Origin of the sequence: Flavobacterium sp. WC2409, from assembly GCF_041200085.1 — a bacterium.
Classification (GTDB): domain Bacteria; phylum Bacteroidota; class Bacteroidia; order Flavobacteriales; family Flavobacteriaceae; genus Flavobacterium.
Window position 1 is genome coordinate 161114 of the sequence record NZ_CP165625.1, and the last position, 25686, is coordinate 186799.

Below are 25686 nucleotides of genomic sequence, written 5' to 3' on the forward strand. Positions count from 1 at the left end.
CGTCTCAATAATTTAAAATAATCAAAATGAAACAAACAACTAATTCTATTTTAATGATTCGCCCGGTGGCGTTTCGTATGAATGAACAAACGGCTGTAAATAATTATTATCAAAAAGTGCTGGATGGACTTTTACCAGCAACAGTAAATGCTAAAGCACAACAAGAATTTGACACTTTTGTTGAAAAACTGAGAGCTGTTGGTGTTGATGTTACGGTTGTGGATGATACTTTAAATCCAGATACACCAGATAGTATTTTTCCAAATAACTGGGTTTCTTTTCATGAAAATGGAGATGTGGCTCTTTACCCTATGTTTGCCGAAAATCGTCGTGTGGAACGTCGTGAGGAAATTTTGGATGATTTAGAAGAAAAAGGATTTAAAATCGAAAATATTGTTGATTATACTTCTGCTGAAGAAGATGGTTTTTTCTTGGAAGGAACAGGAAGTCTACTTCTTGATAGAGCCAATGAAAAAGCATATTGTGCATTATCTCCTAGAGCCGATGAAGAGTTGTTTATAGAATTCTGTGAAGACTTTGATTATGCACCTGTTTTATTCGAAGCTTTTCAAACGGTCAATGGGGAGAGAAAACTTATCTATCACACTAATGTAATGATGTGTTTGGGTGAAACTTTTGCAGTTATTTGTGCAGATTGTATAGATGACAAGAAAGAACGCAAAATGGTTTTAGAAAACCTAAAAAAGGATGGTAAAGAAATCATTTTAATCACAGAAGCTCAAGTAAATAATTTTGCAGGAAATATGCTTGAAGTTCGTGGAGCGGATGATAAGAGATACCTTGTAATGAGTGCTGCAGCGCATCAAAGCTTGAAACCAAAACAAATTGAACAATTAGAAAAACATGCTACAATTCTAAGTTCAAGTTTAGACACAATAGAGGCTTGCGGTGGTGGAAGTGCCAGATGCATGATGGCAGAAATATTTTTGCCTAGAGTTTAACTCATAAAAGATCTTAATTTAGAATGCCCCAAGAAGTAGAATTACTTTTTGGGGCATTTTTATTTTTTATCTTCTTTATTTACTTCATAAAATTGGTTTCGACAATTGTTATGATTGAGCTAATAATGTATTGAACCCCAATTGCAATAACAATAAAACCTACTATTCTTGAAATAGCTACAATTCCTGAAGCTCCCAGTATTTTTGCTAAATAATGAGCGCTTTTTAATGTGATGAAAATAGCAATGGCAACGGCTAAAATAGCTAAAACAGAAATAATAATATCCGATATGTTTTGGTGTTCGTGATAAAAAGCAATCAGTAATGAGATAGAACCAGGGCCAGCTAGCATTGGAATAGCAAGAGGTGTTAAAGCAATGTCGTTTCTTTTTTGCGCATCATTCTCTACCTTTTTATTTACCCCTCTTTTCTTGTTGAAATTCCCTGTTAGTAATGAAAATCCTGATGTGGCGATAATAATACCGCCAGCGATACGTAATGCTTCAATACTTATTCCAAAGAAAGACAAAACGTATTCACCAAAGAAAAACGAGATAATTAAAATGATAAAAACATTGATAGCGGTCCATAATGAAATTCTGGAACGTTCTTTTTTGTCATCGTCCATGGTGAGTCCTACAAAAATAGGAACAGTTCCAATTGGGTTTAAAACGGAGAAAAGCGCAGCAAATAAATAAATAAAAAGTTCCATGTTTTTTTGCGAAATTAGTGTGTTTGATTCAAGAAAAGAGTCTCCTTTAGTTTAAGAAAAGGTTATAATAAAAAGAAAAAGAAAATGATTTTTACTTTAGAAAAAATGAAAGATATTAATTTAATTGAAAACAAGCTATAGTATTTCACTACTTTTGCAAAAAATAAATAATTGCAATACAATGAAAAATAAAAAAACTTTAGTTCTTGGTGCTTCAACAAAACCAGAAAGATATGCTTTTAAAGCAATTACAATGCTTGTTGATAAAGGGCACTCTGTTTTGGCAATTGGGCAAAACAATGGTGAAGTAGCCGGAATTAAAATTAAGACTAAAGCGATTCCTTTGTCAAATATTGATACAATAAGTTTGTATTTAAACCCTGCTCGTCAACGTGATTATTACAATTATATAGTAGAGGCAAAGCCAAAACGTGTGATTTTTAATCCTGGAACAGAGAATCCTGAGTTGTATCAACTTTTAGAATTAAACAATATAAAGTCGGAGGTAGCGTGTACGTTAGTGCTATTGACGACTAATAGATATTAATTTTTATAGGAGCTAATTCCTGCTATCCGTTGCAATCTTTTCCTTTTTTAAAGGAAAAAAGGAAAAGGATTTCCACTGCTATCAGGGCTAAAAATCTAGAACGTTATTTTTTCTGTGGATGATTTGCTTATTAAAAGTAACCCAGAAAAAGTAATCAGACCGTTAATGATGATTAATTCGTTGTCAAAAACGTATCCAAAAAACAATGCTTTTGAATTCTCACTTATTAAAAAAGTAATTGCTGGAGATAAGACGCAAACTATTGGTACTAACTTATCTATTACTGTTTTTGATTTCATAAATAGCCCAAAACAATAAAGCCCTAATAATGGTCCGTAAGTGTAGGAAGCAACTCTAAATATCATTCCTACTACTGAGCTATCGTTTACTGCATTAAAGAATACAATTACTAGAAACATTAAAAACGAAAAGCCTACGTGAACAAAATGTCTTGTTCGCACTACATTAGGTTTGTTTAAATTTTCGGTTTTATCCATATTTAAAAAATCGACACAAAAAGAAGTCGTAAGTGCTGTTAGTGCTGAATCTGTAGTAGCAAATGTCGCTGCTGTCAGTCCCAATAGAAATATAATGGACGGAATAAGACTCAAGTGATGAAATGCAATTTCAGGAAAAAGTAAATCAGTCCTTGGTTTGCCCGTAACTAAATCCGTAGGAACTTCAATTCCATTTTTAGCGGCGTAAATATACAATAGTGCCCCAACGCTCAAGAAGAATATATTAATTAGAACAAAAATTCCAGTAAATGTAAACATGTTTTTTTGAGCCTCGCATATAGTGGCGCAACTCAAGTTTTTTTGCATTAAATCCTGGTCTAACCCAACCATGGCTATAGTAACAAATATACCCCCCAGGATTTGTTTAACAAAGTGAAATTTACTCGTCAAGAAATTTTCAAAGAAAAATATTTTAGAATAATTACTGTTTTTTACTTCTTCAAAAGCATCTACAAAGCTCAGGTTTAAACTTTGGCAAATAAAATAAATAGTTAGGAATACGGAGGTAACGAGGAAAAGAGTTTGTAAAGTATCTGTGATGATAATTGTTTTTAATCCCCCTCGATAGGTATAGGCAAAAATTAATGCCAATGAAATCAGAACTGTAGCAGCAAAAGGGATTCCATAAAAATCAAATACAAAGCGTTGTAAGACGATAACAACTAGATACAATCGAAATGCAGATCCAATAGTTCTACTGATAAGGAAAATAGTAGCAGCAGTTTTATAAGAGTAGGTTCCGAGTCTTCTTTCTATATATCCATATATAGAAGTTAAATTCATTCGGTAATACAATGGCAGTAGGATTTTTGCAATAATTATAAAACCTATGGCATTTCCTAAAACAAATTGAAAATACTTGAATTGCTCACCACTAGGCGCGCCCACTTCGCCAGGAACGGAGATAAAAGTCACGCCAGAAAGAGCTGTCCCTATCATTCCAAAAGCAACTAGATACCATTTTGAGTTTTTATTGGCTTTAAAAAAAGCTTCATTTCCACTGTTGTTTTTACTCGTAATATGAGAAATCGTAAATAAGATTCCGAAGTAAATAAGGATAAGTGATAGAATTGCGAATGGTGTCATCTTTTGTATTTTGAAGAGCCAAAATACAATTTTTTGTTTAATGGGATATTTGTTAGTTTGTTTATTTAAAAAAGTGCTGTTTTACAAGATGGATTCAAGAAATAACGCAATAATTAAATAAACAATTTGTTACATTTGTAGTTATGGAATTTTCTTCAAAATTAATAGAGAAAGCAGTAAACGAAATAGCTCAATTACCTGGTATAGGTAAAAGATCTGCTTTGCGTTTGGCACTGCATTTATTGAAACAACCCAAAGAGCAAACTGGTTTTTTAGCTCAAGCATTAATAAATATGCGAGAGGATATCAAATATTGTGAGAATTGCCATAATATTTCGGATAGTGTTACTTGTGAAATTTGTGCTAATATAAATAGAAACCATCAAATTGTGTGTGTAGTTGAAGACATTCGCGATGTAATGGCTATTGAAAACACAGGACAGTTTAGGGGAATATACCATGTTTTAGGAGGGAAAATTTCGCCTATTGATGGGGTGGGTCCTAGTCAGTTAAAAATTAGTACTCTTGTTGAAAAGGTAAAATTGGGAAATGTAAGCGAGGTAATCTTTGCGTTAAGCTCCACAATGGAAGGGGACACAACAAATTTTTATATTTTCAAACAAATTGCCCATTCTGATGTTGTTGTATCAACAATTGCTCGAGGAATTGCTGTTGGTGATGAACTTGAATATGCGGATGAAGTTACTTTAGGGAGAAGTATATTGCAAAGAGTTCCATTTGAAAAGTCATTCAAAAATAATTAATTTATATTAAAAATAACTAAACTTTTAATATAGTGAATGAAAAGCTATATTTGTTACCTAAAATAAAATAATGAACAAGAATATATTCTATTTATTGCTAAGTATTAGTGTGTTATTAACTTCGTGTATTTCAACTCATGATTTAATTTATTTGCAAAATAAAGACGGTGTAACTACCGAAAACTCTATTTCTGCAGTTATGTCAAAGCCGTATCGATTGCAAACAAATGATGTTTTAAGTATCAATATAAAAGCAATTGATCCAAAATTAGTGGCAATTTTTAGCACAACTGAAAGTGCTGAAGCTGGAAAGTCTGAATCAGAACTGTATTTTAGTGGTTTTACTGTTGATGATCATGGGAATATAAGAATGCCAATTTTGGGAGAACTAAATGTTATTGGATATACTCTTGATGAAATAAGAATTAGAATCGAGAAACAATTGCTGGAAGAATATTTTAAAAAGGAAGCGAATATATTTGTAACCGTTAGATTGGCTGGATTCAAATACACAATAAATGGTGAAGTTGGTAGTACGGGTACTAAAATTTTGTTTCAAGATCATGTAAATATAATGGAAGCAATTGCTAATTCGGGTGATATTACGATTACCGGAAATAGAAAAGCGGTTACCATAATAAGACAATCTCCCACTGGAAGTGAGATGCATGATATCGATTTGACGGATATCAATGTAATGAATTCTCCTTATTTTTATTTGCAACCTAATGATTATATATATGTTAAGCCACTCAAGCAAAAAACTTGGGGAACAGGAAAAACGGGTATAGAATCTTTAGGGACGATTATAACTTTATTATCATTGGCTACAACTACTTTTTTATTATTAAAAAATTAAAATACATTTCAAAGAATGTTAGATATAAAAGATTTTTCGATTTTTGAAAACCAAGTAAGTTTTGACTTTAAGGGTTTTTTGATAAAAATCGGAAGCTACTGGAAATGGTTTCTTATCAGCTTACTGATTACATTTACGATTGCTTACCAAGTAAATATTCGTAAGGAAAAGGTGTTTAGTATGGAGACGGTTATTTCTGTAAAAGAAGAAAGTAATCCTCTTTTTACCTCCAATACTAGTTTAGTTTTTAATTGGGGAGGAACGTCTGATCAGGTTCAGACTATTTCTACTACACTTCAATCGCGTTCCCATAATGAGTTGGTCGTCGATAAACTGCAGTATTACATTGATTATCTGACTCAAGGGAAATACAATATGGTGGATGCCTATGGGGCTGTACCTTTTTATGTAAGTATTGATAAAGCAAAAGGACAAATTGCAGGTAATCTAATTAGTATTAAATTTCTTAGTGATACCGAGTATGAAATCAAAATCCCTTTTGAGAATAATGCTGTTTCAATAATCAACTATACGGATAACTCCTATAGTAGCACGGCTGTGGCTGTGGGTGAATTTGTAAAAAAATATAAAGTAGGAGAACAGGTTTCCTTGCCTTTCTTAAATTGGAAATTACTAATAAAAGGCAACCCAGGTTTTTATAAAGGGAATGAATATTTTGTGCGTTTTAATGATTTTGACGGAACTGTTTCTCGTTATAAAGGTATAAATGTTCGTTCAGATGATAAAGGGGCATCTATAATTACCTTGGGAATGCAGGGAGGAAATAAGGCAAGAATGGTTGAGTATTTGAATTCGACTGTAAAGATGCTTATTAAAAGACAATTAGATGATAAAAATCGATTTGCTACAAATACAATAGGTTTTATAGATAGTACGCTAGTTGCAATGGAATCCCAGTTAAAAGAAACAGGGAATGAGTTAAAAACATTTAGGAAGGGTAAAAATATATACGATATTGAAGAAGGTGGTGGTAAGTTTTCGGATCAAATGTTAGAATTTGATGTAAAGAAAGATGAGATTACTCGTAAAATGGCCTATTATAATTCTTTAAAGTCTTATTTGAAGAATAGTGTTGATTATTCTAGACTACCGGCTCCATCAGTGGCAGGAATTGAAGATCCAAATATTGCCGTTAACATATCTAAGTTGATTGCGCTATCTACTCAAAGATCTGAAATGGCTTATGCTGTAAAAAGTGAGAAAATATTCAAGGATTTTGACAACCAAATGGAGGCTGTTAAAAATGTTTTGCTAGTGAATATAGCATCAGCAAAATCTTCTTTGCAATTTGATTTGGCCATGATTAATAGTAAAATTAATCAAGCGGAAAGTACGATTAAAGCGCTTCCGGATGATCAGCAAGAATTGATTAAAATAAAGAGAAAGTATGACTTAAGTGATAATATCTATAGTACCTTTTTACAAAAAAGAAGTGAAGCAGATATTGTTAAAGCGGCCAATTTATCGGATATTCATTTTATTGATCCTGCTAAAGACATTGGCGGTGGGTTAATTGGACCTAAGACATCTGTAAATTATGTGTTGGCTTTATTTCTTGGGATTCTGTTTCCTTTGCTTTTTGTATTTATTATTTTTTTTGTTAATAATTCGATTCAAAATACGGAAGATATCAGCAAGTTAACTAAAATCCCTATAATTGGAGTTGTTGGATTAAATAAAGAAATTACAGATTTGGCCGTTTATGACAGGCCAAAATCAGCCTTGTCAGAATCTTTTAGGGCTATTCGATCATCACTTCAATTTTTATACAAACAGCAAAATGTTGAGGGTGCAAAAACACTTATGATAACATCTTCGGTCAGTGCTGAAGGGAAAACATTTTGTTCTATAAATATTGCTACTGTATTTGCATTAAGTGAAAAAAAGACGGTAATTATAGGATTGGATTTAAGAAAACCTAAGTTATTTGATGAATTTAATTTAGCGAATGATGTGGGAATTGTAAATTATTTAATTAAACAAAAAAGTGTTGATGAAATAATAAATCATACACAGATTCCCTATCTTGATGTTATTCTTTCAGGGCCTGTTCCTCCTAATCCTTCAGAGCTACTTATGGGAGATGGTATGGGGAAATTAATGGAAGAATTAAAGGAGAAATACGATTATATTATTTTGGACACACCACCAGTTGGACTTGTGTCTGACGCATTAGAGTTGTCTCAATATTCGGATGTTACTTTATATATAGTTAGGCAAAATTTCTCAAAGAAAGAAATGATTACTTTGTTAAACAATAGAATTAAACGAGGAGAACTGGATAATGCAAGTATCATTTTTAATGGCTTTGAGAATAAGGCAAAATATGGTGCGGGTTATGGATACGGTTATGGCTATGGCTACGGATATGGACCTTATTCAAATGGATATCATGATGATGACAAGCCAAAATCGATTATTCAAAAAGTTATTAGTACATTCCGTAAAGTATAAAACTTGATTTAAAGTATTTGGAGATGAAACAAGAAACAAAAAGTACACTTTTAATTACTGGTGGAGCTGGATTTATAGGCTCTAATCTGTGCGAATATTTTTTGGGAAAAGAATACAAAGTTATTTGTTTGGATAATTTTGCAACGGGGCATAGGTACAATTTGAAGGGTTTTATAAATCATCCTAATTTTAAATTAATAGAAGGAGATATTCGTAATGTAATTGATTGTGCGAATGCGGTGAAAGGCGTTGACTATGTTTTGCATCAAGCAGCCCTTGGCTCTGTTCCACGATCTATTAATGATCCAATTACGACAAATGATGTTAATGTTTCTGGTTTTTTGAATATGTTGGTTGCTTCAAGAGAGGCAAAAGTGAAGCGATTTATTTATGCTGCAAGTTCCTCTACTTATGGAGACTCAGTTGGTTTACCAAAGGTTGAAGAAGTGATAGGGAAGCCATTATCTCCTTATGCTATAACAAAATATGTTAACGAATTGTATGCGGAAATCTTTAGTAAAACCTATGGATTAGAAACAATTGGGTTGCGATATTTTAATGTGTTTGGTAGAAAACAAGATCCAAAAGGGGCGTATGCCGCCGTGATACCAAAATTTGTGATGCAGTTAATGCAGCATGAAAGTCCAAAAATTAACGGGGATGGGAATTTTTCACGTGATTTCACTTATATAGATAATGTAATCCAAATGAATGAATTGGCTATGACAACTCAGAATCCTTTAGCAATTAATACCGTTTATAATACTGCTTATGGAGATCGAAATACATTGAATAATTTAGTAAGTTATTTAAAAGAGTATTTATCAAAATACGATTCTAAAATTGCAACTATAGAAATAGAGTACGGTCCTAACAGAGAAGGGGATATTCCTCATTCTTTGGCTAGTATAGATAAAGCAAAAGGATTGTTAGGTTATGATCCTAAATATTCTTTGCAAGAAGGATTACATGAAGCAGTAGATTGGTACTGGGAAAATTTGAAATAAAAATTTTAAAATAAATAGAGTTACAAATTAAAAAGTTAAAAATGAGTATTACAAAAATTTGTTGCATAGGAGCTGGTTATGTTGGAGGTCCTACAATGGCAGTTATTGCACAAAAATGTCCGCATATTCAGGTTACAGTTGTTGACTTAAATGAAGAAAGAATTGCGGCATGGAATGATGAGAATGTAGATAATATTCCAATATATGAACCAGGACTTTCTGATATTGTTGCTGAAGCTAGAGGAAGAAATTTGTTTTTCTCTACTAATGTAGAAAAAGCAATTGATGAGGCTCAGATTATTTTTATATCAGTAAATACGCCTACTAAAACCTATGGAAAAGGGAAAGGAATGGCTGCTGATTTAAAGTACATTGAGTTGTGTGCGAGACAAATTGCTCGTATAGCAAAAGACAATAAAATAGTAGTGGAGAAATCAACCTTGCCAGTTAGAACCGCTGAAGCGATTAAAAGTATTTTAGACAATACAGGAAATGGTGTTCAGTTTCAGATTCTTTCTAATCCTGAGTTTTTGGCAGAAGGAACTGCAGTTACTGACTTGTTGAATCCTGACCGAATATTAATAGGTGGAGACACATCAGTAGAGGGTCAAAAAGCCATACAGTCACTAGTTGATGTTTATGCAAATTGGGTTCCTGCAGATAAGATATTAACTACAAACGTTTGGTCATCTGAATTGTCTAAATTGACAGCTAATGCTTTTCTAGCACAACGAATCTCATCAGTTAATGCCATGTCTGAACTTTGTGAAAAAACGGGTGCTGATGTGAACGAAGTAGCAAGAGCTATTGGAATGGATAGTAGAATTGGTTCTAAGTTTCTAAAAGCATCTGTTGGTTTTGGAGGTTCTTGTTTTCAAAAAGACATCTTAAATTTAGTATACATTGCTAAATCCTATGGCTTGCATGAAGTGGCTGATTATTGGGAGCAAGTTATTATAATGAATGACCACCAAAAAAGGCGTTTTTCTAATAAAATGGTTCAAACGCTTTATAATACGGTTGCCGATAAAAAAATAGCATTTTTAGGTTGGGCCTTTAAAAAAGACACCAACGATACAAGAGAATCTGCGGCTATTTATATTGCGGATGATTTAATAAATGAGCAAGCACAAATTGCAGTATATGACCCTAAGGTATCTTCTAAAAAAGTACTAGCAGATTTGGATTATCTTGAAACGAGAACTTCTGAGAAAAATAGTGCCAATGTAACTTCTTTTTCAGATCCTTATGAAGCTTGTGCGTCTGCACATGCTATAGCCGTTTTGACGGAATGGGATGAATTTATAGCATATGACTGGAAAAAAATTTATGATGGGATGCAAAAGCCTGCTTTTGTATTTGATGGAAGAAATATATTAGATCGAGCACAATTAGAATCTATTGGGTTTGTTTATCAAGGAATTGGTTCTTAAGGTTGTAATTATTTTTGATGATAATTTTCGTTTGTTCGAGTGGTTTTTTGATAAGTTTCATTACATAAAAAATAACTCGAACAACAGTTTTAATAATTACATCCAATGCGTTAAAGATTAATGTTTTTTAATACAAGTTGTAGAATGAATTGGTATGTTGTTTATACAAAACCGAAATGGGAGAAAAAAGTAGCGGAACAATTAACTAAAGCTGGTGTAGAATGTTATTGTCCATTGATTATAAAAATACATCAATGGTCAGATAGAAAGAAAAAAGTAGAAGTACCACTTTTTAATTCATATGTTTTTGTTCATTTAGCTGATGAAGACCGGAATTTAGTATTCCAATCGCCTGGATCGGTTCGCTATTTATTCTGGTTGGGTAAGCCTGCTATTGTTCGTGATGAAGAAATAAACACCATAAAAAACTGGCTTGACAAGCCTAATAAAATTGATATTGCAATTACTACACTTCAGGTTGGAGATAAAATCACCTTGGAGTCTGGTCCTTTCACAGCTCAAGAGGCCGTGATTCAGGAAGTAAAAAACACGCATTACGTTCTTGTATTAGAATCATTAGGTTGTGTACTGAAAATGAGTATAAAGTAAGTAGTTGTGAGAAGTGCGTTTTTTTTGAAGGAATCTTTTCTTTTGCCTTGATGCAAAAGAAACAAAAAATATTCATGGGTTGTTATTGTTTTTTTGGTATTCATGAATCTTCGATTTCAAGCCTGCAAATTAAAAGCTTAAAAACTACCTCAAAGTACCGTTCCGCAGCCCGAGCCGTTCGTCCTTCGTCCTCCACTCGCGGACTGCTGCCACTTCACTTTTTCGTTGTTTTTCTATGCTTTTTATTTGAGGGCGGGGAGAGGAGTGGTGCGAAGGAGTATTCAGTGTTCAGGAAGCAGTGTTCAGTTATAGTGAGTTTTGAGAAGTAAGTTGTTTTTTTGAAAGAGTTCTTTTCTTTTTTGCTTGATTAAAAAAGAAACAAAAAAATATTCATGGGTTGTTATTGTTTTTTTGGTATTCATGAATCTTCGATTTCAAGCCTGCAAATCAAAGGCTTAAAAACTACCTCAAAGTATGGTTCCGCAGCCCGAGCCGTTCGTCCATCAAAAAGCGGACAACGAATATCGATTCATGGTTAACCGTTTTCCGTCCATCAAAAAGTGAACATCGAACAACGAATATCGATTCATCGGTCAACGGTAATCGAACAATGAACATCGGTCATCGAGTTGTAATTGAATGTTTATTTGAGGGTGGGGAGAAGATTAGTTCTGAGTTTGGTGTTGAAAATGAGTTTAAAGTAGGATTATAGCTGTAAAATCAGTATTCGAAAAATGTTTGAATACTCAAGAAACACACCTTTTTATCTATATTAAGATATCACTAAATTTAGTGATATTTTTTTGTTTAAAAAGGAGTGTATTCGTTTTATGTTGTTGATAATAAGATTGTTGTGTTTTTTCGTTTGGTTTTTGGGGTTTTTCGAATCCTTTTCAAATGAAAAAGATAGAAAAAGACCGATATAAAGTAGCTATATTTGCAAACTTAAAATTATTTCACTTTCCGTCTCCTTTTTTGGGAGTATGGATCGCGAAGCGTTGTATTAATAGTACTAAAAGCTAATATCTATTAGTTGAATTATGGAATCAAATTTGAAAATAGCAGTTATCGGTTTGGGTTATGTTGGTTTGCCTCTAGCACGATTATTTGCTACTAAACATCCTGTAATTGGGTTTGATATAAATGAATCCAGAGTAAAAGAATTAAAAGCAGGTTATGATGCCACCCTTGAAATTGATGCTACAACATTAACTAAGGTACTTTTAAATGATACTACTAACGCCATTGGACTATACTGCACATCTATTTTAAAAGAGGTGACTAATTGTAATTATTATATTGTAACCGTTCCTACACCCGTTGATAAAAATAACAGGCCAGATTTGACTCCTTTATATAAATCCAGTGAAACAGTAGGTAAACTACTAAAAAGTGGAGATACTGTCATTTATGAATCTACGGTTTATCCTGGAGTAACAGAAGAAGAATGTGTACCTGTTTTAGAAAGAATTTCAGGTTTACAATTTAATGTTGATTTCTTTGTGGGGTATTCTCCTGAAAGAATTAATCCTGGAGATAAAGAGCATACTGTTGATAAAATACTTAAAGTGACCTCTGGTTCTACACCAGAAACGGCGCAAAAAGTGAATCGTTTATACCAGTCTGTGATTACAGCTGGAACGCATTTGGCTCCATCCATAAAAGTGGCCGAAGCTGCCAAAGTAATTGAAAATTCGCAACGAGATATTAATATTGCTTTTGTAAATGAATTGGCTAAAATTTTCAATTTATTAAATATTGATACCCAGGCCGTTTTGGAAGCGGCAGGAACCAAATGGAATTTTCTTCCTTTTAAACCTGGTTTAGTTGGTGGGCATTGTATAGGAGTTGATCCTTATTATTTAGCTCAAAAAGCACAAGAAATGGGATATCATCCTGAAATTATATTATCAGGTAGACGCTTAAATGATAGTATGGGAGAATACGTAGCCTCTCAAATAGTAAAACTAATGATAAAGAAAGGAATTACGGTCAATGGGGCAATGCTCTTAATGCTAGGGATTACTTTCAAGGAAAATTGTCCAGATGTTCGCAATACAAAGATTGTGGATGTGATTACTGCCTTAACAGATTATGGAATTACTGTCACTATATATGATCCATTGGCTGATCCTAAGTCTGTTGCTAAAGAATATAACTTGTTTACTTTAAATGAGACTCCTAATATGAAGTTTGACGCTATTGTTTTAGGTGTAGCCCATACTGAATTTTTAAGTTTGGATTTTTCAAGATTGCAAAAGTCCAATAGTATTTTGTATGATGTAAAAGGAGTTTTGGGTGATCGTGTTGATGGAAGATTGTAAAAATCGTTTTCCGTTCAACGTTTTCCGTACATCGAACATCGAATATTGTCCATCGTTTTCCGTTCATCATCTATCGAAAAACGGTCATCGAAGAACAGTCATCTAAAGTCAAATAGCGGTTATCGAATAACGGATAGCGAAAATCGAACAACGTCCATCGTTTTCCGTCCATCGTCTATCGAAAAACGGTCATCGAAGAACAGTCGTCTAAAGTCAAATAGCGGATAGCGAAAATCGTTTCTCGTCCATCGTTTTCCGTCCATCGTCTATCGAAAAACGGTCATCGAAGAACAGTCATCTAAAGTCAAATAGCGGATAGCGAAAATCGTTTCTCGTCCATCGTTTTCCGTCCATCGTCTATCGAAAAACGGTCATCGAAGAACAGTCATCTAAAGTCAAATAGCGGTTGTCGAATAACGGATAGCGAAAATCGTTTCTCGTCCATCGTTTTCCGTCCATCGTCTATCGAAAAACGGTCATCGAAGAACAGTCGTCTAAAGTCAAATAGCGGTTATCGAATAACGGATAGCGAAAATCGAACAACGAAAATCGAACAACGAATAACAATAAATCATGGAATCTAATTTAGAAGTATGGAAAATAGCGCATCAATTAACTTTGGCGGTATATAGAACTTCTCGAAATTTTCCTAAATCGGAACAATTTGCTTTAACTAGTCAAGTAAGGAGAAGTGCTAGTAGTGTACCAACAAATATAATTGAAGGACAAGCAAGACAATATAAAAAAGAATTCATTCAGTTCTTGTACATTTCAAAAGGGTCATTAGAAGAAACCAATTATCATCTTTTTTTAGCTAAAGAATTAGGATATCTCTCGGAAAGTGAATATGATGTTTTATTTGAATTGTGTAAAAGAGTAAAAATGATGTTGTATAAATTAATTAAATCGTTAGCTGCGTAATCATCCATCGTTTTCCGTCCATCGTCCATCGAAAAACGGTAATAGAAAAACGGTACTCGAATAACGAACATCGTCCATCGTTTTCCGTCCATCGTCCATCGTCCTTCGTCCATCGAAAAACGGTCATCGAACGACGGTCCATCGTCCATCGTTTTCCGTCCATCGTCCATCGTCCATCGAAAAACGGTAATCGAAAAACGGTACTCGAAAAACGAACATCGTCCATCGTTTTCCGTCCATCGTCCATCGCAAAACGTTAATCGAAAAACGTTAATCAAAAAACGGAAATCGTCCATCGAAAAGCAAACAACGAACAACGAACAACGAATATCGATTCATCGGTCATCGGTCATCGAACATCGGTCAACTAATAAAGAATAAAACATGGAAAACAAAAAATCAATTACGCACGTAATTCTTACTGGAGGAGTAGGTAGCCGATTATGGCCTTTATCACGTAAAAGTCAGCCTAAGCAATACTTGGATATTTTTGACGGTAAGTCTTTATTTGAGATGACTGTGGACCGCAACCGAAATATTGCTGATAAGGTGATGGTGGTAGGTAATATTGATAATTGTCATTTGAGTAGGAATGTTTTAGAAAAATCGAATACTGCATATGTAGATATAATTGAATCTACTCCACGAAATACAGCAGCAGCTATTGCTTTTGCAGCCTTTGCATCTGAACCAGATGATATATTGATTGTAACACCATCAGATCATATCATTGATGAGATGGAAATGTATGAAGATGCTATTAATGAAGCTGTTGATAAGGCATTAAATGGGTATATTGTTACTTTTGGAATTGTACCAACAAAACCAGAAATTGGATATGGGTATATAGAGCGCAAAGGAGATGATGTCATTTCTTTTAGAGAAAAACCAAACCAAGTTACCGCTGCCGCCTTTATTTCTAAAGGGAACTTTTTGTGGAATAGTGGAATGTTTTGTTTTAAAGCCAGTGTATTATTAGAAGAACTAAAATCTTTCCACCCTGAAGTATATGAAAAGTCGAAAATTGCTTGGGAAAATAATAAAGCAGGGAATTTAGATTTGGATTTATCCATGGATATTCCTTCTATTAGTATTGATTATGCAGTAATGGAGAGAAGTAAAAAAATTAAAGTAGTTGGATCCCAATTTGCGTGGTCTGATTTGGGCTCATTTGAATCGGTTTACGATTATTTATTGACTATTGGGCATAAAGTAGATGAAAACGGAAATATGGTGATTGGTACTAACAACTATACTGCTTTCATTGGAGTTAAAGATACCATATTTGTTTATACGCCAACAGCTAATTTAATTTTGAAAAAAGAATTTTCTCAAGATGTTAAGAGTGTTTATAGTGCACTCGAAAGAGCTAACTCTGATTTATTGAATTAAAAAATTATGAATAAAGACACTAAAATATACATTGCCGGACATAACGGGATGGTAGGGAGCGCTATTTGGCGGACTCTTATTGAAAAAGGGTATACCCATCTTATTGGATCTTCCAGTAAGGAGTTGGATCTAAGAAACCAACAAGAAGTGGCTGCTTTTATGGCTAAAGAAAAACCTGAAGTGATTATTGATGCTGCTGCAAAAGTAGGAGGGATATTGGCCAACAATGATTTTCCGTATCAGTTCCTTATGGAAAACATGCAAATCCAGAATAATCTAATCGACTCAGCAATGAAGTCTGATGTAGAGAAATTTATCTTTTTGGGAAGTTCTTGTATCTATCCTAAACTAGCTCCACAACCTTTAAAAGAAGAATATTTATTGACGGATACTTTAGAACCCACCAATGAATGGTACGCGATTGCAAAAATAACTGGGGTAAAAGCCTGTCAGGCCATCCGAAAACAATTCAATAAAGATTATGTAAGCCTAATGCCTACTAATTTGTATGGGACTCACGATAATTTTGATTTAACTTCTTCGCATGTTTTACCTGCGATGATGCGTAAATTTCATGAAGCAAAAATGAATAATAATGCGCCAGTTACTCTTTGGGGTAGCGGAACACCTATGCGCGAATTCCTTTTTGTAGATGATATGGCACAGTCAGTTGTTTTTGCATTAGAAAACAAACTACCTGATTATTTATATAATGTAGGGACTGGAGAGGATTTAACGATCAAGCAATTGGCAGAAACGATTCAAAAGATAATTGGACATCAAGGAGAAATTATTTGGGATCGTACTAAACCAGATGGTACACCAAGAAAATTAATGGATATTTCTAAAATGCATGCTTTGGGATGGAAACATCAAGTGCAATTAGAAGAAGGGATACAGAAGACGTATACTTGGTTTTTAGAGAATATCGATAAATTTAAGGAAGTGAAGATGTAGGGAAGGATTAACTGGTTAATCGTTTAATCGGTTAGGAAAAAGGTTAAGCAGTTAGTAAAGGTTTAATCGTTTAGGAAAAGGTTAACTGGTTAAAAAAGGTTAATTGGTTAGGAAAAGGTTAATTGGTTAGGAAAAGTTTAAATATTTACATTCGATTAAACGATTAACCAGTTCACCAAATAAACAAATAATCAGTTCACCAATTAAACTTTTGTTCGATTCAGCAATTAACCATTAGTTCGATTAAACAAATAACCAATTAACCAAATAACCGATTTGAGCTACCACATCTATTCTTTCGAAAAATTAGAAGTATATCAACTGGCCAGAAAGTTCAAAATTGATATAAAGTTGATGAGTCAAGGGTTTCCAAAAGAAGAAAGATTTGATTTAATCAGTCAAATTAATAGGTCATCAGCGAGTATCTCTGCTAATTTAGCGGAGGGTTCTGGAAGATCTTCTAATTTTGATCAGGCACATTTTACTAATATGTCCTATTCAACGGCGCTAGAAACGATAGATCATTTGAATACAGCCTTGGATATGAAATATATTAATGAAGATAGATATACGGAACTTAGAATAAAACTGGATGCTATTCTAAATAAATTGAATTCACTTTATAAATATCAAATCAATAATAAAGAGACGTTGAAGAAGAAAGTTTAAAAAGTTTAATTGTTTAAAAAGGTTAATCGGTTAGGAAAAGTTTAATCGGTTAGGAAAGGTTTAAATATTTCCACACGATTAAACGATTAACCAAATAACCAGTTCACCAAATAAACGATTAACCAATTAACCAATTAAACAATTAACCAATTAAACAATTAACCAAATAAACGATTCACCATCGTATAACAAAATTTCAATCACAACACACGATTAAACAATTAACCAAATAAACGATTCACCATCGTATAAAAAATACACGAACAACAAGCAATAAAATCATGGATAGTACACCACAAAAAGTAGCATTAGTTACAGGAATCACGGGTCAAGATGGATCTTATTTAGCAGAATTATTATTGGAAAAAGGATATATGGTTCATGGTGTGAAACGCCGCGCGTCTTCTTTTAATACCCAGCGTATTGATCATATCTATCAAGATCAACATGAAGCCCATGTTAATTTTAAATTGCATTATGGAGATTTGACGGACTCAACTAATATTATACGAATCATACAGGAAGTACAACCCGATGAAATCTATAACTTAGGAGCGATGTCTCATGTAAAGGTATCTTTTGATTCACCTGAATATGTTGCCAATGTAGATGGATTGGGAACGTTGAGAATCTTAGAGGCGGTTCGAATTTTAGGTTTAGGAAAAAAAACAAGAGTGTATCAAGCTTCTACTTCTGAATTGTATGGAGGGTTAGCAGAGAATAAAAATGCAAAAGGGTTTTATGATGAAAATTCCCCATTTTATCCCCGTTCTCCTTATGGAGCGGCTAAGATTTATGGTTTTTGGATTACTAAAAACTACCGTGAGGCCTATAATATGTTTGCTTGTAACGGAATTCTTTTTAATCATGAATCGCCAAGACGTGGGGAAACTTTTGTAACCCGTAAAATCACGATGGCAACGGCAGCAATTGCTAAAGGCAAGCAGGATTGTCTTTACCTAGGGAATCTTAATTCACAAAGGGATTGGGGTCATGCCAAGGACTATGTAGAAGCAATGTGGCGTATTTTACAGCAAGAGGTTCCAGAAGACTACGTTATTGCAACAGGTGTGACTACCTACATTAGAGATTTTATTATAATGGCTTTTGCTGAAGTAGGTATTGAATTGACTTTTGAAGGAGAGCAAGAAAGTGAAACTGCTAAAGTAGCTGCATGCAACAATCCTTTGTATCAGTTAGAAATAGGTACTGTGGTGGTTCGTGTAGACCCTGAATATTACCGTCCTACTGAAGTAGATCTATTAATAGGGGATCCTACCAAATCGAAGACGCAGTTGGGTTGGAAACCACAATATGATTTAGCTGCCTTGGTTAAAGAGATGGTAGCGAGTGATTTGAAATTGTATTAGTAAAGATTACTACGTAAAAGTAGATGGCTATACTGCTTTAAAATATAATGAACGTCATATTAATTATATTAAAAATAGTGCAATAAATTGATCTTGTAGTAGGTAAAAATAATATTAAATATTGAAAAAAATAGAAACAAATAAAGGTTCAAGTTTAACAAAACTTACTGCAGTATACATGGTTGGTAATTTCTCATCGAAAATCCTATCTTTTCTTTTAGTTTTTGTTATGACTTATACACTTTCTAAAAAAGAAATAGGAGAGTATGATTTAATTATGACTACCATTTTTTTTATTGTTCCGTTTGTTAGTTTCCAAATTGATGCATCTTTATTGAGATGGCTTTTAGATTCGCCTGGTAAAGAACAATCGAAAGCTATTTTCGAAAATGTATTTTTCCTATTATTTTTCAACATAATTGTTTTTTCGATAATATTTTTCATACTCAATATAATATTTACAATTGAGTATGGTGCTTATTTATATGTTTTATCTGTTTTCCAGATTATTCTTCCAACATTACAGCAAGGAACAAGAGGGATTGGGAATAATAAACTTTATGCCGCAACTGGAGTTATTTATTCTCTATTGTATGTTTTTACTACAATTTTATTTTTATATGTTTTTAAGTTTGGAGTTGAGGGGGTATTATTAGGTAATATTATTGCAGTGTTTATTGTTTTAATATTATTATTATATAAAAATAAATGGTTCAAGTTTTTCAAATTCAAAAAACCTGATTTAAGTGTTTTGAAAGAGTTAATAAATTATTCATTACCGCTGCTGCCTAATAGTATAAGTTGGTGGATTGTTGGGTCTTCTACACGGTATATTATTTTGCTTTATTTGGGTGTTGAGCAAAATGGAATATTTGCCATTTCATATAAGTACCCAACAATTATAATGATGTTGTCAAATGTCTTTAACTTGGCATGGCAAGAAAAGGCTATTTTGTCTAATGGTTCAGGGGATATTAGTAAAGAGTCAGGTACTATATTAGATCAATATGTTAAACTTTTACTTGGTATAATAATAATTTTATCGTGTTTATCTAAATTTCTTATGACCCATTTGGTAAGTCCAGATTTTTTTGAGTCTTGGAAATATATGCCAATTTTGCTCTATGCTGTTTTTATGCAGGCATTATCAGCTTTTTACGGCGTAGGTTATTTGCGAAGTAGACGGACAAAAGGAGCTTTTGTTTCATCAATGTTGGGAGGAATAGTTACGTTAATTATTTCATTTATACTTGTAAAGCCTATGGGGTTGTATGGCGTCTCTTTAGCAATTTTATTGGGTTATCTTGTAATGTTAGTAATTCGTATTGAACAAACTAAAAAATTTTTCCCTGTGACATTTCCATTGAAACTGATTGTGATTTTATCCTTCGTATTTTTTATAATAAGTTGTATTAATTTCTATGAGAATAATTATCTGTTTATCTTGAGTTGTATTACGTCAATTGGAATATTTATTTATCTAAATGTTTCGTATTTAAAAAAATTAAAATTAAAATTAATAAAAAATCGTTAAAATGAAAAACAATAAGTATGGTTTGATGGCCTGTTCTAGACCATTAACAAATATTGGAGATTTTGTGCAAGCAATTGCTGCAAAACAATTTCTGCCACATGTAGATAAATATATTGATCGTGAGGAGCTAAATTCATATTCTGGGGACGATTTAAAAATGATTATGAATGGTTGGTATATGCATAATGCTAAAAATTGGCCGCCTTCCGTTAATATTGATCCATTGTATGTTTCTATGCATATAAATGCTTCTGTGGCTGAAGGGATGACAACAGAAAAAAGTATAGCGCATTTTATTAAACACCAGCCTATTGGCTGTAGAGATAAAACAACTGAAAGATTATTGAAATCTAAAGGAGTAGATGCTTATTTTTCTGGCTGTTTGACTCTAACATTAGGAAAAACATATAAAAGAGAAAAAGTCACTGATGATATTTATATTGTTGATCCTTTATTTCATTATTGGTCTTTGAAATCTATGTTGAAGAATCCTAGAAAGTTATTAAGTAGATTAACTAAAGGGAGGTTTACGGAATTTATTTTGAAGAGAAATATTTTAAAAAATAATTTTAGTAAAGAAATTCTAGATCGTGCTCAAATGATAAATCAAATGATGCCACTAACTTCTGTTGACGATAGTTTTATTATTGCTGATGAATATTTGAAAAAGCTTTGCAATGCTAAACTAGTTATTACATCAAGAATACATTGTGCACTTCCTTGTATCGCTATGGGGACACCTGTAGTCTTTTTAAATGGTGGTTTCGAAGGGTATAATAATCAATTTACAAGTAGGTTTGAAGGTTTAATTGACTTTTTTAATAGAATTGACATTGATACCAAAAGAAATGTCACAAGAAATTTTGATTTAAAAGGGAAGATAAGTCTAGATAATCTGCCAGTTAATAAAGAGCTTTATAAATCTTTTTCTGAAGAATTAGCAAAAAAATGTGATGATTTTGTAGCTTCTTAATTTTTTTTTAAAGAATACAATTATGAAAAAACTTGTTTTAATAACACGTAGATTTCCATATTATACCACGGAAGCTTTTTTAGAAACGGAGATAAAGTTTCTTGCTCAGCATTTTGATGAAATTAGCATATATCCCTCACAAATTGGTGTTCTTAAAAGAGAAGTTCCAAAAAATGTAAATGTTATTGATGACTTTTCTTTTCACTTTCAAAACAAAGTGAAAAGATTTTTTCAAACAATTTTCTCGAGTTTTTTTTGGAAATCAATTCTAGATTATAAAGATAGAATTAAATCGATTAAGGATGTTTTTTTACTTTTCAAGTATTCTTCAAGTTTTGTATCTTATAGCAAATTTTTTTTGAATCAAAGGAATACTCTTGATAGTTCAATCGTTTATACATATTGGCTTAACGAAGCTCCTCATGCATTTATTAATTTGAGAAGCGATCATGATTTCGATTTCAAAATAGTTTCAAGAGCTCATAGATTTGATATTTATGAAGGTTTGGATTCTACAATAAGCTTTTGGCCTTACAGAGATTTTGTTTTAAAAAAAATTGATACTGTATACAGTATTTCAAATGATGGCAAGAACTATCTAGAAGGCAAATATTTTAGTTCAAAAATTGCTGTAGCAAAATTAGGGGTTATTGATCTAGGTGGAATATCGATTCGTTCAGAAAAGGGAAGCTTCTCTATAGTATCAGTTTCAAGGGTAGAGCCTCTGAAAAGAGTTGATTTGATTTTTAAATCAATTTGTGATTTTGCGCAATTTCATAATGATTTGCACGTTAAGTGGGTTCACTTTGGGGATGGGTCAGTATTAAGCAAAATTGAAAGTGAAGTAACGTTGATTAAACACCCTAATCTAGATGTACAGCTAATGGGGAATGTAGAAAACAGTCAAATTTATCATTATTACAAAACAAGTACTGTAGATGTGTTTATTAACTTAAGTTCTTCAGAAGGTATCCCTGTGTCTATTATGGAAGCACAGTCATTTGGTATTCCAGTTATAGCGACAAATGTAGGTGGAAGTGGAGAGATTGTAAATGACAATAATGGTGTGTTATTGGTGTCAGACCCTACAATTAAAGACGTAGTTGAAGGAATAGACAAGATTATAAATTCTAATTTCACTCAAAATATTATAAAAACGGATTGGAATGTGAATTTCAATGCTGAGAGAAATTATAGCGATTTTACAAAGTCTTTATTATTATTAAGATAATAAATTTGGATTCGAATATATGAAAAAAAAAATTCTTTACATCATAGCTACCCAATATGATAATATGGGTGATTTATTGATTAATAAATGCCTAATAGATGAATTAGCTAATTATGGAAATGTCTATTTAGATACTAAAAAAGTTCCTGCTGATTTCAAAAAAATATTACTTGAACATCCGAATACTTTTGAATTAAGCGCAATTAGTAATTTTAGCTTCAAAGGAAAAGGCCTTCTTTTAGTTCCTTTTATAAAACATAATAAATATTCTCATCTTTTTAAAAGCCCTGGTCCGTTTGGAGGAGCGAAAACTGTAAATGATAAAATAAGATATTTAATCTTTTATTATTTATTTTTTATTATGAAACGAAAAGGGGCTGAATCATATCTTATAGGAAATGATTTGATTGTAAAGTCTAAATTTGATGCTTGGGTTTTTAGAAAATTCTCTTTTGTTCTAGAAAGGATGTTCGTGAGAAGTAAAAAAAATGTTGAAATTTTTAAAGAATTACAAATTTCAAATGTTGGTTATGTGCCAGATTTATGCTTTTTAATGAATAGTGAAGATAAATCTAGTGAAAAAAATAAAGTAGGAGTTTCATTCAGAGATTTAGAAAATGGTGTTTTACATGAAAAAATTGTAAAATCGATTAAAGAAATGATAGTTTTTTATTCCAATAAAAGTTATCAAATAGAGTTTTTTTATCAGGTAGAGAGAGATTGTTTATATAATGAAAATTTATATAATTTATTCAAAGAGATGCCTAATGTTAGTTTTAGAAAGGGAGCATTAACATGGGAACAGCGAGACTTTTATAAAGATGTTGATGCTGTTTTAAGTAATAGATTGCATGTGTTATTATTAGCTCAAAGTTACAATTCAATACCGATGGCATTAATAGATGATAATGCTAAAACTATAAAAATAAAAGATATTTACGAAAGTATTGGATTAGAAGATTTTATTTATAGCGATCTATCGTCTAATCAAATTAAATTTATTTATTCATCAAAAGTGAATCTAAAAAGTCGAATTATTGATGTAAATCAAGCGCAAAAAGTGATTTTTAAAAATCAATTAGAATCTATTTTTAAATAGTATTATTGTTATAAACACGTATTTCAGATTATTGAATTAAATGGGTATTTATATATTTATTGCAGTATTTCTTGGGGTTTTAGCATTTGACAGGAAGACTAATTTGTTTCTGCCTTTTATTTTGCTTTTTATAGTTAGTGTTTTTAGAGCTCAAACTGTAGGAATAGACTATGTAGCATATAAAACAGCTTATTTGTATGAGATATCTTCAAATGTACCTCTCTCCTATTTACTGTACAAATTTGAAATCGGATGGTTATTTTTGAATATTTTTATGCAAAGTTTTAGCGGTAGTTTTGAATTTTTAATTGCAATAGTCTCTTTTTTTACAATATTCTCTTTTTTTTATGTTCTAAGAAAAGAAACGAAATCTCCCATTTTTGCAATTTTATTATATGTTTTACTTTTCTATTATAGTTTATCATTTAGTTTAATAAAGCAAGGTTTAGCGACTTCATTCTTTTTATTGTCAGTATATTTCTTTTCTGAAAACAAAAAGGTAAAATCTATATTTAGTGCACTTTTGTTTGCGGTGCTTCATTATTCGTCAATAGCATTGATACCTTTTGCTATTTTGGCTCATTATATAAAAGTAAGCAATAAGAAAATGCTGATTTCTTTATTAGTTACCTTTTGTATTGGGATATTGGGTATTACAGATGAAGCTAGATCTTTGATTATGTTGTTGCCTTTTGAAAAATATGCACACTATGCAGATTATAAAGTGGATGTGGATGTTAATAGATTAAATGTATATCTTTTTTTAGTACCTAAAAACATTATGTGTTGCATCATTTTTTATTATTTGCCAGAAGCAAAAAAAATTTATAAAAATCTATTTTTTTTCGGATTGATTATCGCAAATTTATTTATTTCAATTTCTTTAGTTTCTCGATTTGTGTTGTATTTTTTTTCGTTTGAAATAATATTACTTACAAATTTAATATTTCTTTATAACGGTAAGAAAAGGACTAATTTGTTGTTTGCAGTAATAATATATGCACTAGTCTATTTTATTTATAATTTAATAACAAATAGGGGTGGTGTTATACCGTATAAGTTATATTTTCAATGGTAAAAAACATGAATAAAACAGTTATCATCTATCATTATATTGCTTTGTATCGCTTACCTATTTTTCAAGAATTAATGAAAAGTGAATTGGTTGAGTTTACAATTTATTCAGGAAAAGATAGTGAGATTGACATAAAAACTGTTAATGAATCCATTGCTAAATTAAGTATTAAAGAAGGAGGATTACGATGGAAATTTTTAGATAACAAATGGTTGTTTAAAAAGAAATTTCTTTGGCAATCTGGTTTAATTAGTGAAATTCTTAAAAATAAATATGACTCATATATTTTTTTAGGATCGCCATACCATATTTCAACTTGGATAGGTGCAAGTATAGTTAGGTTGCAAAGAAAGAAAGTTTATTTTTGGATGCATGGTGTCTATACTGATAAAATTGGATTTGTTGACTATATAAAACTTTTTATTTTTTATAAAATATCAAACGGATTTTTCTTATATGGTAATAGATCTGCAAATATTCTGAATAATTTTAAGATTAAAAGTCCTGATAATATACATGTTATTTATAATTCCTTAGATTACGCTAAAAGCCTTAAATATAGGGCGGATTTTAAGATAGAACAAATAGATGAATATAGGTTTAATTATTTTAATAACACTAAATTACCTGTGGTTGTCTTTATAGGAAGATTAAATTATACTAAGAGAATTGATATGCTTATAGAAGCACAAAGTATGTTAAAGAAGAAATTTAACAGAAATTTTTTTAATTTATTGGTTATAGGTGATGGGGTAGAGAAAGATAATTTAATGTCAATTAGTAAGAATTTGGGGTTGGAAACTAATGTATGCTTTTTAGGAGCTATTTATGACGAGAAAATTAATAGTTATTGTCTTATGAATGCGGACTTATGTGTCACGCCGGGAGAAGTTGGTCTAACTGCGATACACTCTCTATCCTATGGAACTCCAGTAATATCTCATGATAATCTCAATGTACAAATGCCTGAAATAGAGGCTTTAGTTCCAGGTTCTACTGGTGATTTATATAGGTTTGATGATTTGCAAAGTCTGGCCGAAACCATTGAGAAATGGTTATTAAATAATCCTTCAAAAAATGAAACGGTAATGCAAAGGTGTTTTGATGTTGTAGATTTACATTATAATCCGCATTATCAGGCCAGCGTACTTAATTCGGTGCTAAAATAA

At 32.1% G+C, this 25686-nt stretch carries 22 protein-coding genes; 20 read left to right on the plus strand and 2 right to left on the minus strand.

Translation table 11 applies throughout. The features are described from left to right. Window positions 1–26: 26 nt before the first annotated feature. Window positions 27–962 carry a citrulline utilization hydrolase CtlX gene (ctlX, locus tag AB3G34_RS00695; protein WP_367773575.1) on the plus strand — a complete coding sequence of 312 codons (936 nt, stop codon included), beginning with the start codon at window positions 27–29 and terminating at the stop codon, window positions 960–962. A gap of 79 nt (window positions 963–1041) precedes the next feature. Here ctlX and AB3G34_RS00700 read toward each other — a convergent pair whose 3' ends face one another. After that, window positions 1042–1674 (minus strand): MarC family NAAT transporter, encoded by a 633-nt coding sequence (locus tag AB3G34_RS00700; RefSeq protein ID WP_367757235.1) that lies wholly within the window; start codon window positions 1672–1674, stop codon window positions 1042–1044. Window positions 1675–1855: 181 nt separating this feature from the next. Between AB3G34_RS00700 and AB3G34_RS00705 the strand changes: the two genes are divergently transcribed. Further along, window positions 1856–2221 carry a CoA-binding protein gene (locus AB3G34_RS00705; RefSeq protein ID WP_367773577.1) on the plus strand — a complete coding sequence of 122 codons (366 nt, stop codon included), beginning with the start codon at window positions 1856–1858 and terminating at the stop codon, window positions 2219–2221. A gap of 95 nt (window positions 2222–2316) precedes the next feature. Here AB3G34_RS00705 and AB3G34_RS00710 read toward each other — a convergent pair whose 3' ends face one another. Then, complete coding sequence (locus tag AB3G34_RS00710) at window positions 2317–3825, minus strand: sodium:solute symporter (protein WP_369753125.1); 1509 nt, start codon at window positions 3823–3825, stop codon at window positions 2317–2319. A gap of 143 nt (window positions 3826–3968) precedes the next feature. Here AB3G34_RS00710 and recR point away from each other — a divergent pair, with 143 nt between their 5' ends. From recR to AB3G34_RS00800, 18 genes are all read left to right on the plus strand, one after another. Continuing rightward, window positions 3969–4589, plus strand: coding sequence for a recombination mediator RecR (gene recR, locus AB3G34_RS00715; RefSeq protein ID WP_369753126.1), 621 nt, complete (start codon window positions 3969–3971; stop codon window positions 4587–4589). Window positions 4590–4659: 70 nt separating this feature from the next. Continuing rightward, window positions 4660–5448: a polysaccharide biosynthesis/export family protein gene (locus AB3G34_RS00720; RefSeq protein ID WP_367773584.1), complete on the plus strand. Its 789-nt coding sequence runs from the start codon at window positions 4660–4662 to the stop codon at window positions 5446–5448. 15 nt (window positions 5449–5463) lie between these two features. Continuing rightward, window positions 5464–7923, plus strand: coding sequence for a polysaccharide biosynthesis tyrosine autokinase (locus tag AB3G34_RS00725; RefSeq protein WP_367757244.1), 2460 nt, complete (start codon window positions 5464–5466; stop codon window positions 7921–7923). 23 nt (window positions 7924–7946) lie between these two features. Beyond that, window positions 7947–8930, plus strand: coding sequence for an SDR family oxidoreductase (locus tag AB3G34_RS00730; protein ID WP_369753127.1), 984 nt, complete (start codon window positions 7947–7949; stop codon window positions 8928–8930). A gap of 41 nt (window positions 8931–8971) precedes the next feature. Then, window positions 8972–10363: a UDP-glucose 6-dehydrogenase gene (locus tag AB3G34_RS00735; RefSeq protein WP_369753128.1), complete on the plus strand. Its 1392-nt coding sequence runs from the start codon at window positions 8972–8974 to the stop codon at window positions 10361–10363. 144 nt (window positions 10364–10507) lie between these two features. Continuing rightward, window positions 10508–10972, plus strand: coding sequence for a UpxY family transcription antiterminator (locus AB3G34_RS00740; protein ID WP_369753129.1), 465 nt, complete (start codon window positions 10508–10510; stop codon window positions 10970–10972). A gap of 1040 nt (window positions 10973–12012) precedes the next feature. Then, on the plus strand, window positions 12013–13296 hold the full coding sequence (locus AB3G34_RS00745; protein WP_369753130.1) for a nucleotide sugar dehydrogenase: 1284 nt from the start codon (window positions 12013–12015) through the stop codon (window positions 13294–13296). 573 nt (window positions 13297–13869) lie between these two features. After that, window positions 13870–14217, plus strand: a complete 348-nt coding sequence (locus AB3G34_RS00750; RefSeq protein ID WP_369753131.1) for a four helix bundle protein — start codon at window positions 13870–13872, stop codon at window positions 14215–14217. Between the two features lie 384 nt (window positions 14218–14601). After that, window positions 14602–15609 (plus strand): mannose-1-phosphate guanylyltransferase, encoded by a 1008-nt coding sequence (locus AB3G34_RS00755; protein ID WP_367773596.1) that lies wholly within the window; start codon window positions 14602–14604, stop codon window positions 15607–15609. Between the two features lie 6 nt (window positions 15610–15615). Further along, window positions 15616–16566 (plus strand): GDP-L-fucose synthase family protein, encoded by a 951-nt coding sequence (locus tag AB3G34_RS00760; RefSeq protein WP_369753132.1) that lies wholly within the window; start codon window positions 15616–15618, stop codon window positions 16564–16566. 276 nt (window positions 16567–16842) lie between these two features. Continuing rightward, the gene (locus AB3G34_RS00765) at window positions 16843–17235 is read left to right on the plus strand and encodes a four helix bundle protein (protein WP_367757258.1); all 393 of its coding nucleotides are present in this window, start codon (window positions 16843–16845) and stop codon (window positions 17233–17235) included. A gap of 281 nt (window positions 17236–17516) precedes the next feature. Continuing rightward, window positions 17517–18605: a GDP-mannose 4,6-dehydratase gene (gene gmd / locus AB3G34_RS00770; RefSeq protein WP_369753133.1), complete on the plus strand. Its 1089-nt coding sequence runs from the start codon at window positions 17517–17519 to the stop codon at window positions 18603–18605. A 121-nt stretch (window positions 18606–18726) separates the two neighbouring features. After that, the gene (locus AB3G34_RS00775; RefSeq protein ID WP_369753134.1) at window positions 18727–20139 is read left to right on the plus strand and encodes a lipopolysaccharide biosynthesis protein; all 1413 of its coding nucleotides are present in this window, start codon (window positions 18727–18729) and stop codon (window positions 20137–20139) included. A gap of 1 nt (window position 20140) precedes the next feature. Then, window positions 20141–21112 carry a polysaccharide pyruvyl transferase family protein gene (locus AB3G34_RS00780; protein WP_369753135.1) on the plus strand — a complete coding sequence of 324 codons (972 nt, stop codon included), beginning with the start codon at window positions 20141–20143 and terminating at the stop codon, window positions 21110–21112. 22 nt (window positions 21113–21134) lie between these two features. Further along, window positions 21135–22343, plus strand: coding sequence for a glycosyltransferase (locus AB3G34_RS00785; protein WP_369753136.1), 1209 nt, complete (start codon window positions 21135–21137; stop codon window positions 22341–22343). 19 nt (window positions 22344–22362) lie between these two features. Next, window positions 22363–23442, plus strand: coding sequence for a polysaccharide pyruvyl transferase family protein (locus AB3G34_RS00790; protein WP_369753137.1), 1080 nt, complete (start codon window positions 22363–22365; stop codon window positions 23440–23442). Window positions 23443–23482: 40 nt separating this feature from the next. Then, window positions 23483–24520, plus strand: a complete 1038-nt coding sequence (locus AB3G34_RS00795) for an EpsG family protein (protein WP_369753138.1) — start codon at window positions 23483–23485, stop codon at window positions 24518–24520. 5 nt (window positions 24521–24525) lie between these two features. Then, window positions 24526–25686, plus strand: coding sequence for a glycosyltransferase (locus AB3G34_RS00800; RefSeq protein WP_369753139.1), 1161 nt, complete (start codon window positions 24526–24528; stop codon window positions 25684–25686).

Excerpts from the sequence above, each read along its gene's own strand:
- ctlX (WP_367773575.1), top strand. The coding sequence starts at position 27 with ATGAAACAAACAACTAATTCTATTTTAATGATTCGCCCGGTGGCGTTT.
- AB3G34_RS00700 (WP_367757235.1), bottom strand. The coding sequence starts at position 1,674 with ATGGAACTTTTTATTTATTTATTTGCTGCGCTTTTCTCCGTTTTAAAC.
- AB3G34_RS00705 (WP_367773577.1), top strand. The coding sequence starts at position 1,856 with ATGAAAAATAAAAAAACTTTAGTTCTTGGTGCTTCAACAAAACCAGAA.
- AB3G34_RS00710 (WP_369753125.1), bottom strand. The coding sequence starts at position 3,825 with ATGACACCATTCGCAATTCTATCACTTATCCTTATTTACTTCGGAATC.
- recR (WP_369753126.1), top strand. The coding sequence starts at position 3,969 with ATGGAATTTTCTTCAAAATTAATAGAGAAAGCAGTAAACGAAATAGCT.
- AB3G34_RS00720 (WP_367773584.1), top strand. The coding sequence starts at position 4,660 with ATGAACAAGAATATATTCTATTTATTGCTAAGTATTAGTGTGTTATTA.
- AB3G34_RS00725 (WP_367757244.1), top strand. The coding sequence starts at position 5,464 with ATGTTAGATATAAAAGATTTTTCGATTTTTGAAAACCAAGTAAGTTTT.
- AB3G34_RS00730 (WP_369753127.1), top strand. The coding sequence starts at position 7,947 with ATGAAACAAGAAACAAAAAGTACACTTTTAATTACTGGTGGAGCTGGA.
- AB3G34_RS00735 (WP_369753128.1), top strand. The coding sequence starts at position 8,972 with ATGAGTATTACAAAAATTTGTTGCATAGGAGCTGGTTATGTTGGAGGT.
- AB3G34_RS00740 (WP_369753129.1), top strand. The coding sequence starts at position 10,508 with ATGAATTGGTATGTTGTTTATACAAAACCGAAATGGGAGAAAAAAGTA.
- AB3G34_RS00745 (WP_369753130.1), top strand. The coding sequence starts at position 12,013 with ATGGAATCAAATTTGAAAATAGCAGTTATCGGTTTGGGTTATGTTGGT.
- AB3G34_RS00750 (WP_369753131.1), top strand. The coding sequence starts at position 13,870 with ATGGAATCTAATTTAGAAGTATGGAAAATAGCGCATCAATTAACTTTG.
- AB3G34_RS00755 (WP_367773596.1), top strand. The coding sequence starts at position 14,602 with ATGGAAAACAAAAAATCAATTACGCACGTAATTCTTACTGGAGGAGTA.
- AB3G34_RS00760 (WP_369753132.1), top strand. The coding sequence starts at position 15,616 with ATGAATAAAGACACTAAAATATACATTGCCGGACATAACGGGATGGTA.
- gmd (WP_369753133.1), top strand. The coding sequence starts at position 17,517 with ATGGATAGTACACCACAAAAAGTAGCATTAGTTACAGGAATCACGGGT.
- AB3G34_RS00780 (WP_369753135.1), top strand. The coding sequence starts at position 20,141 with ATGAAAAACAATAAGTATGGTTTGATGGCCTGTTCTAGACCATTAACA.
- AB3G34_RS00785 (WP_369753136.1), top strand. The coding sequence starts at position 21,135 with ATGAAAAAACTTGTTTTAATAACACGTAGATTTCCATATTATACCACG.
- AB3G34_RS00790 (WP_369753137.1), top strand. The coding sequence starts at position 22,363 with ATGAAAAAAAAAATTCTTTACATCATAGCTACCCAATATGATAATATG.
- AB3G34_RS00795 (WP_369753138.1), top strand. The coding sequence starts at position 23,483 with ATGGGTATTTATATATTTATTGCAGTATTTCTTGGGGTTTTAGCATTT.
- AB3G34_RS00800 (WP_369753139.1), top strand. The coding sequence starts at position 24,526 with ATGAATAAAACAGTTATCATCTATCATTATATTGCTTTGTATCGCTTA.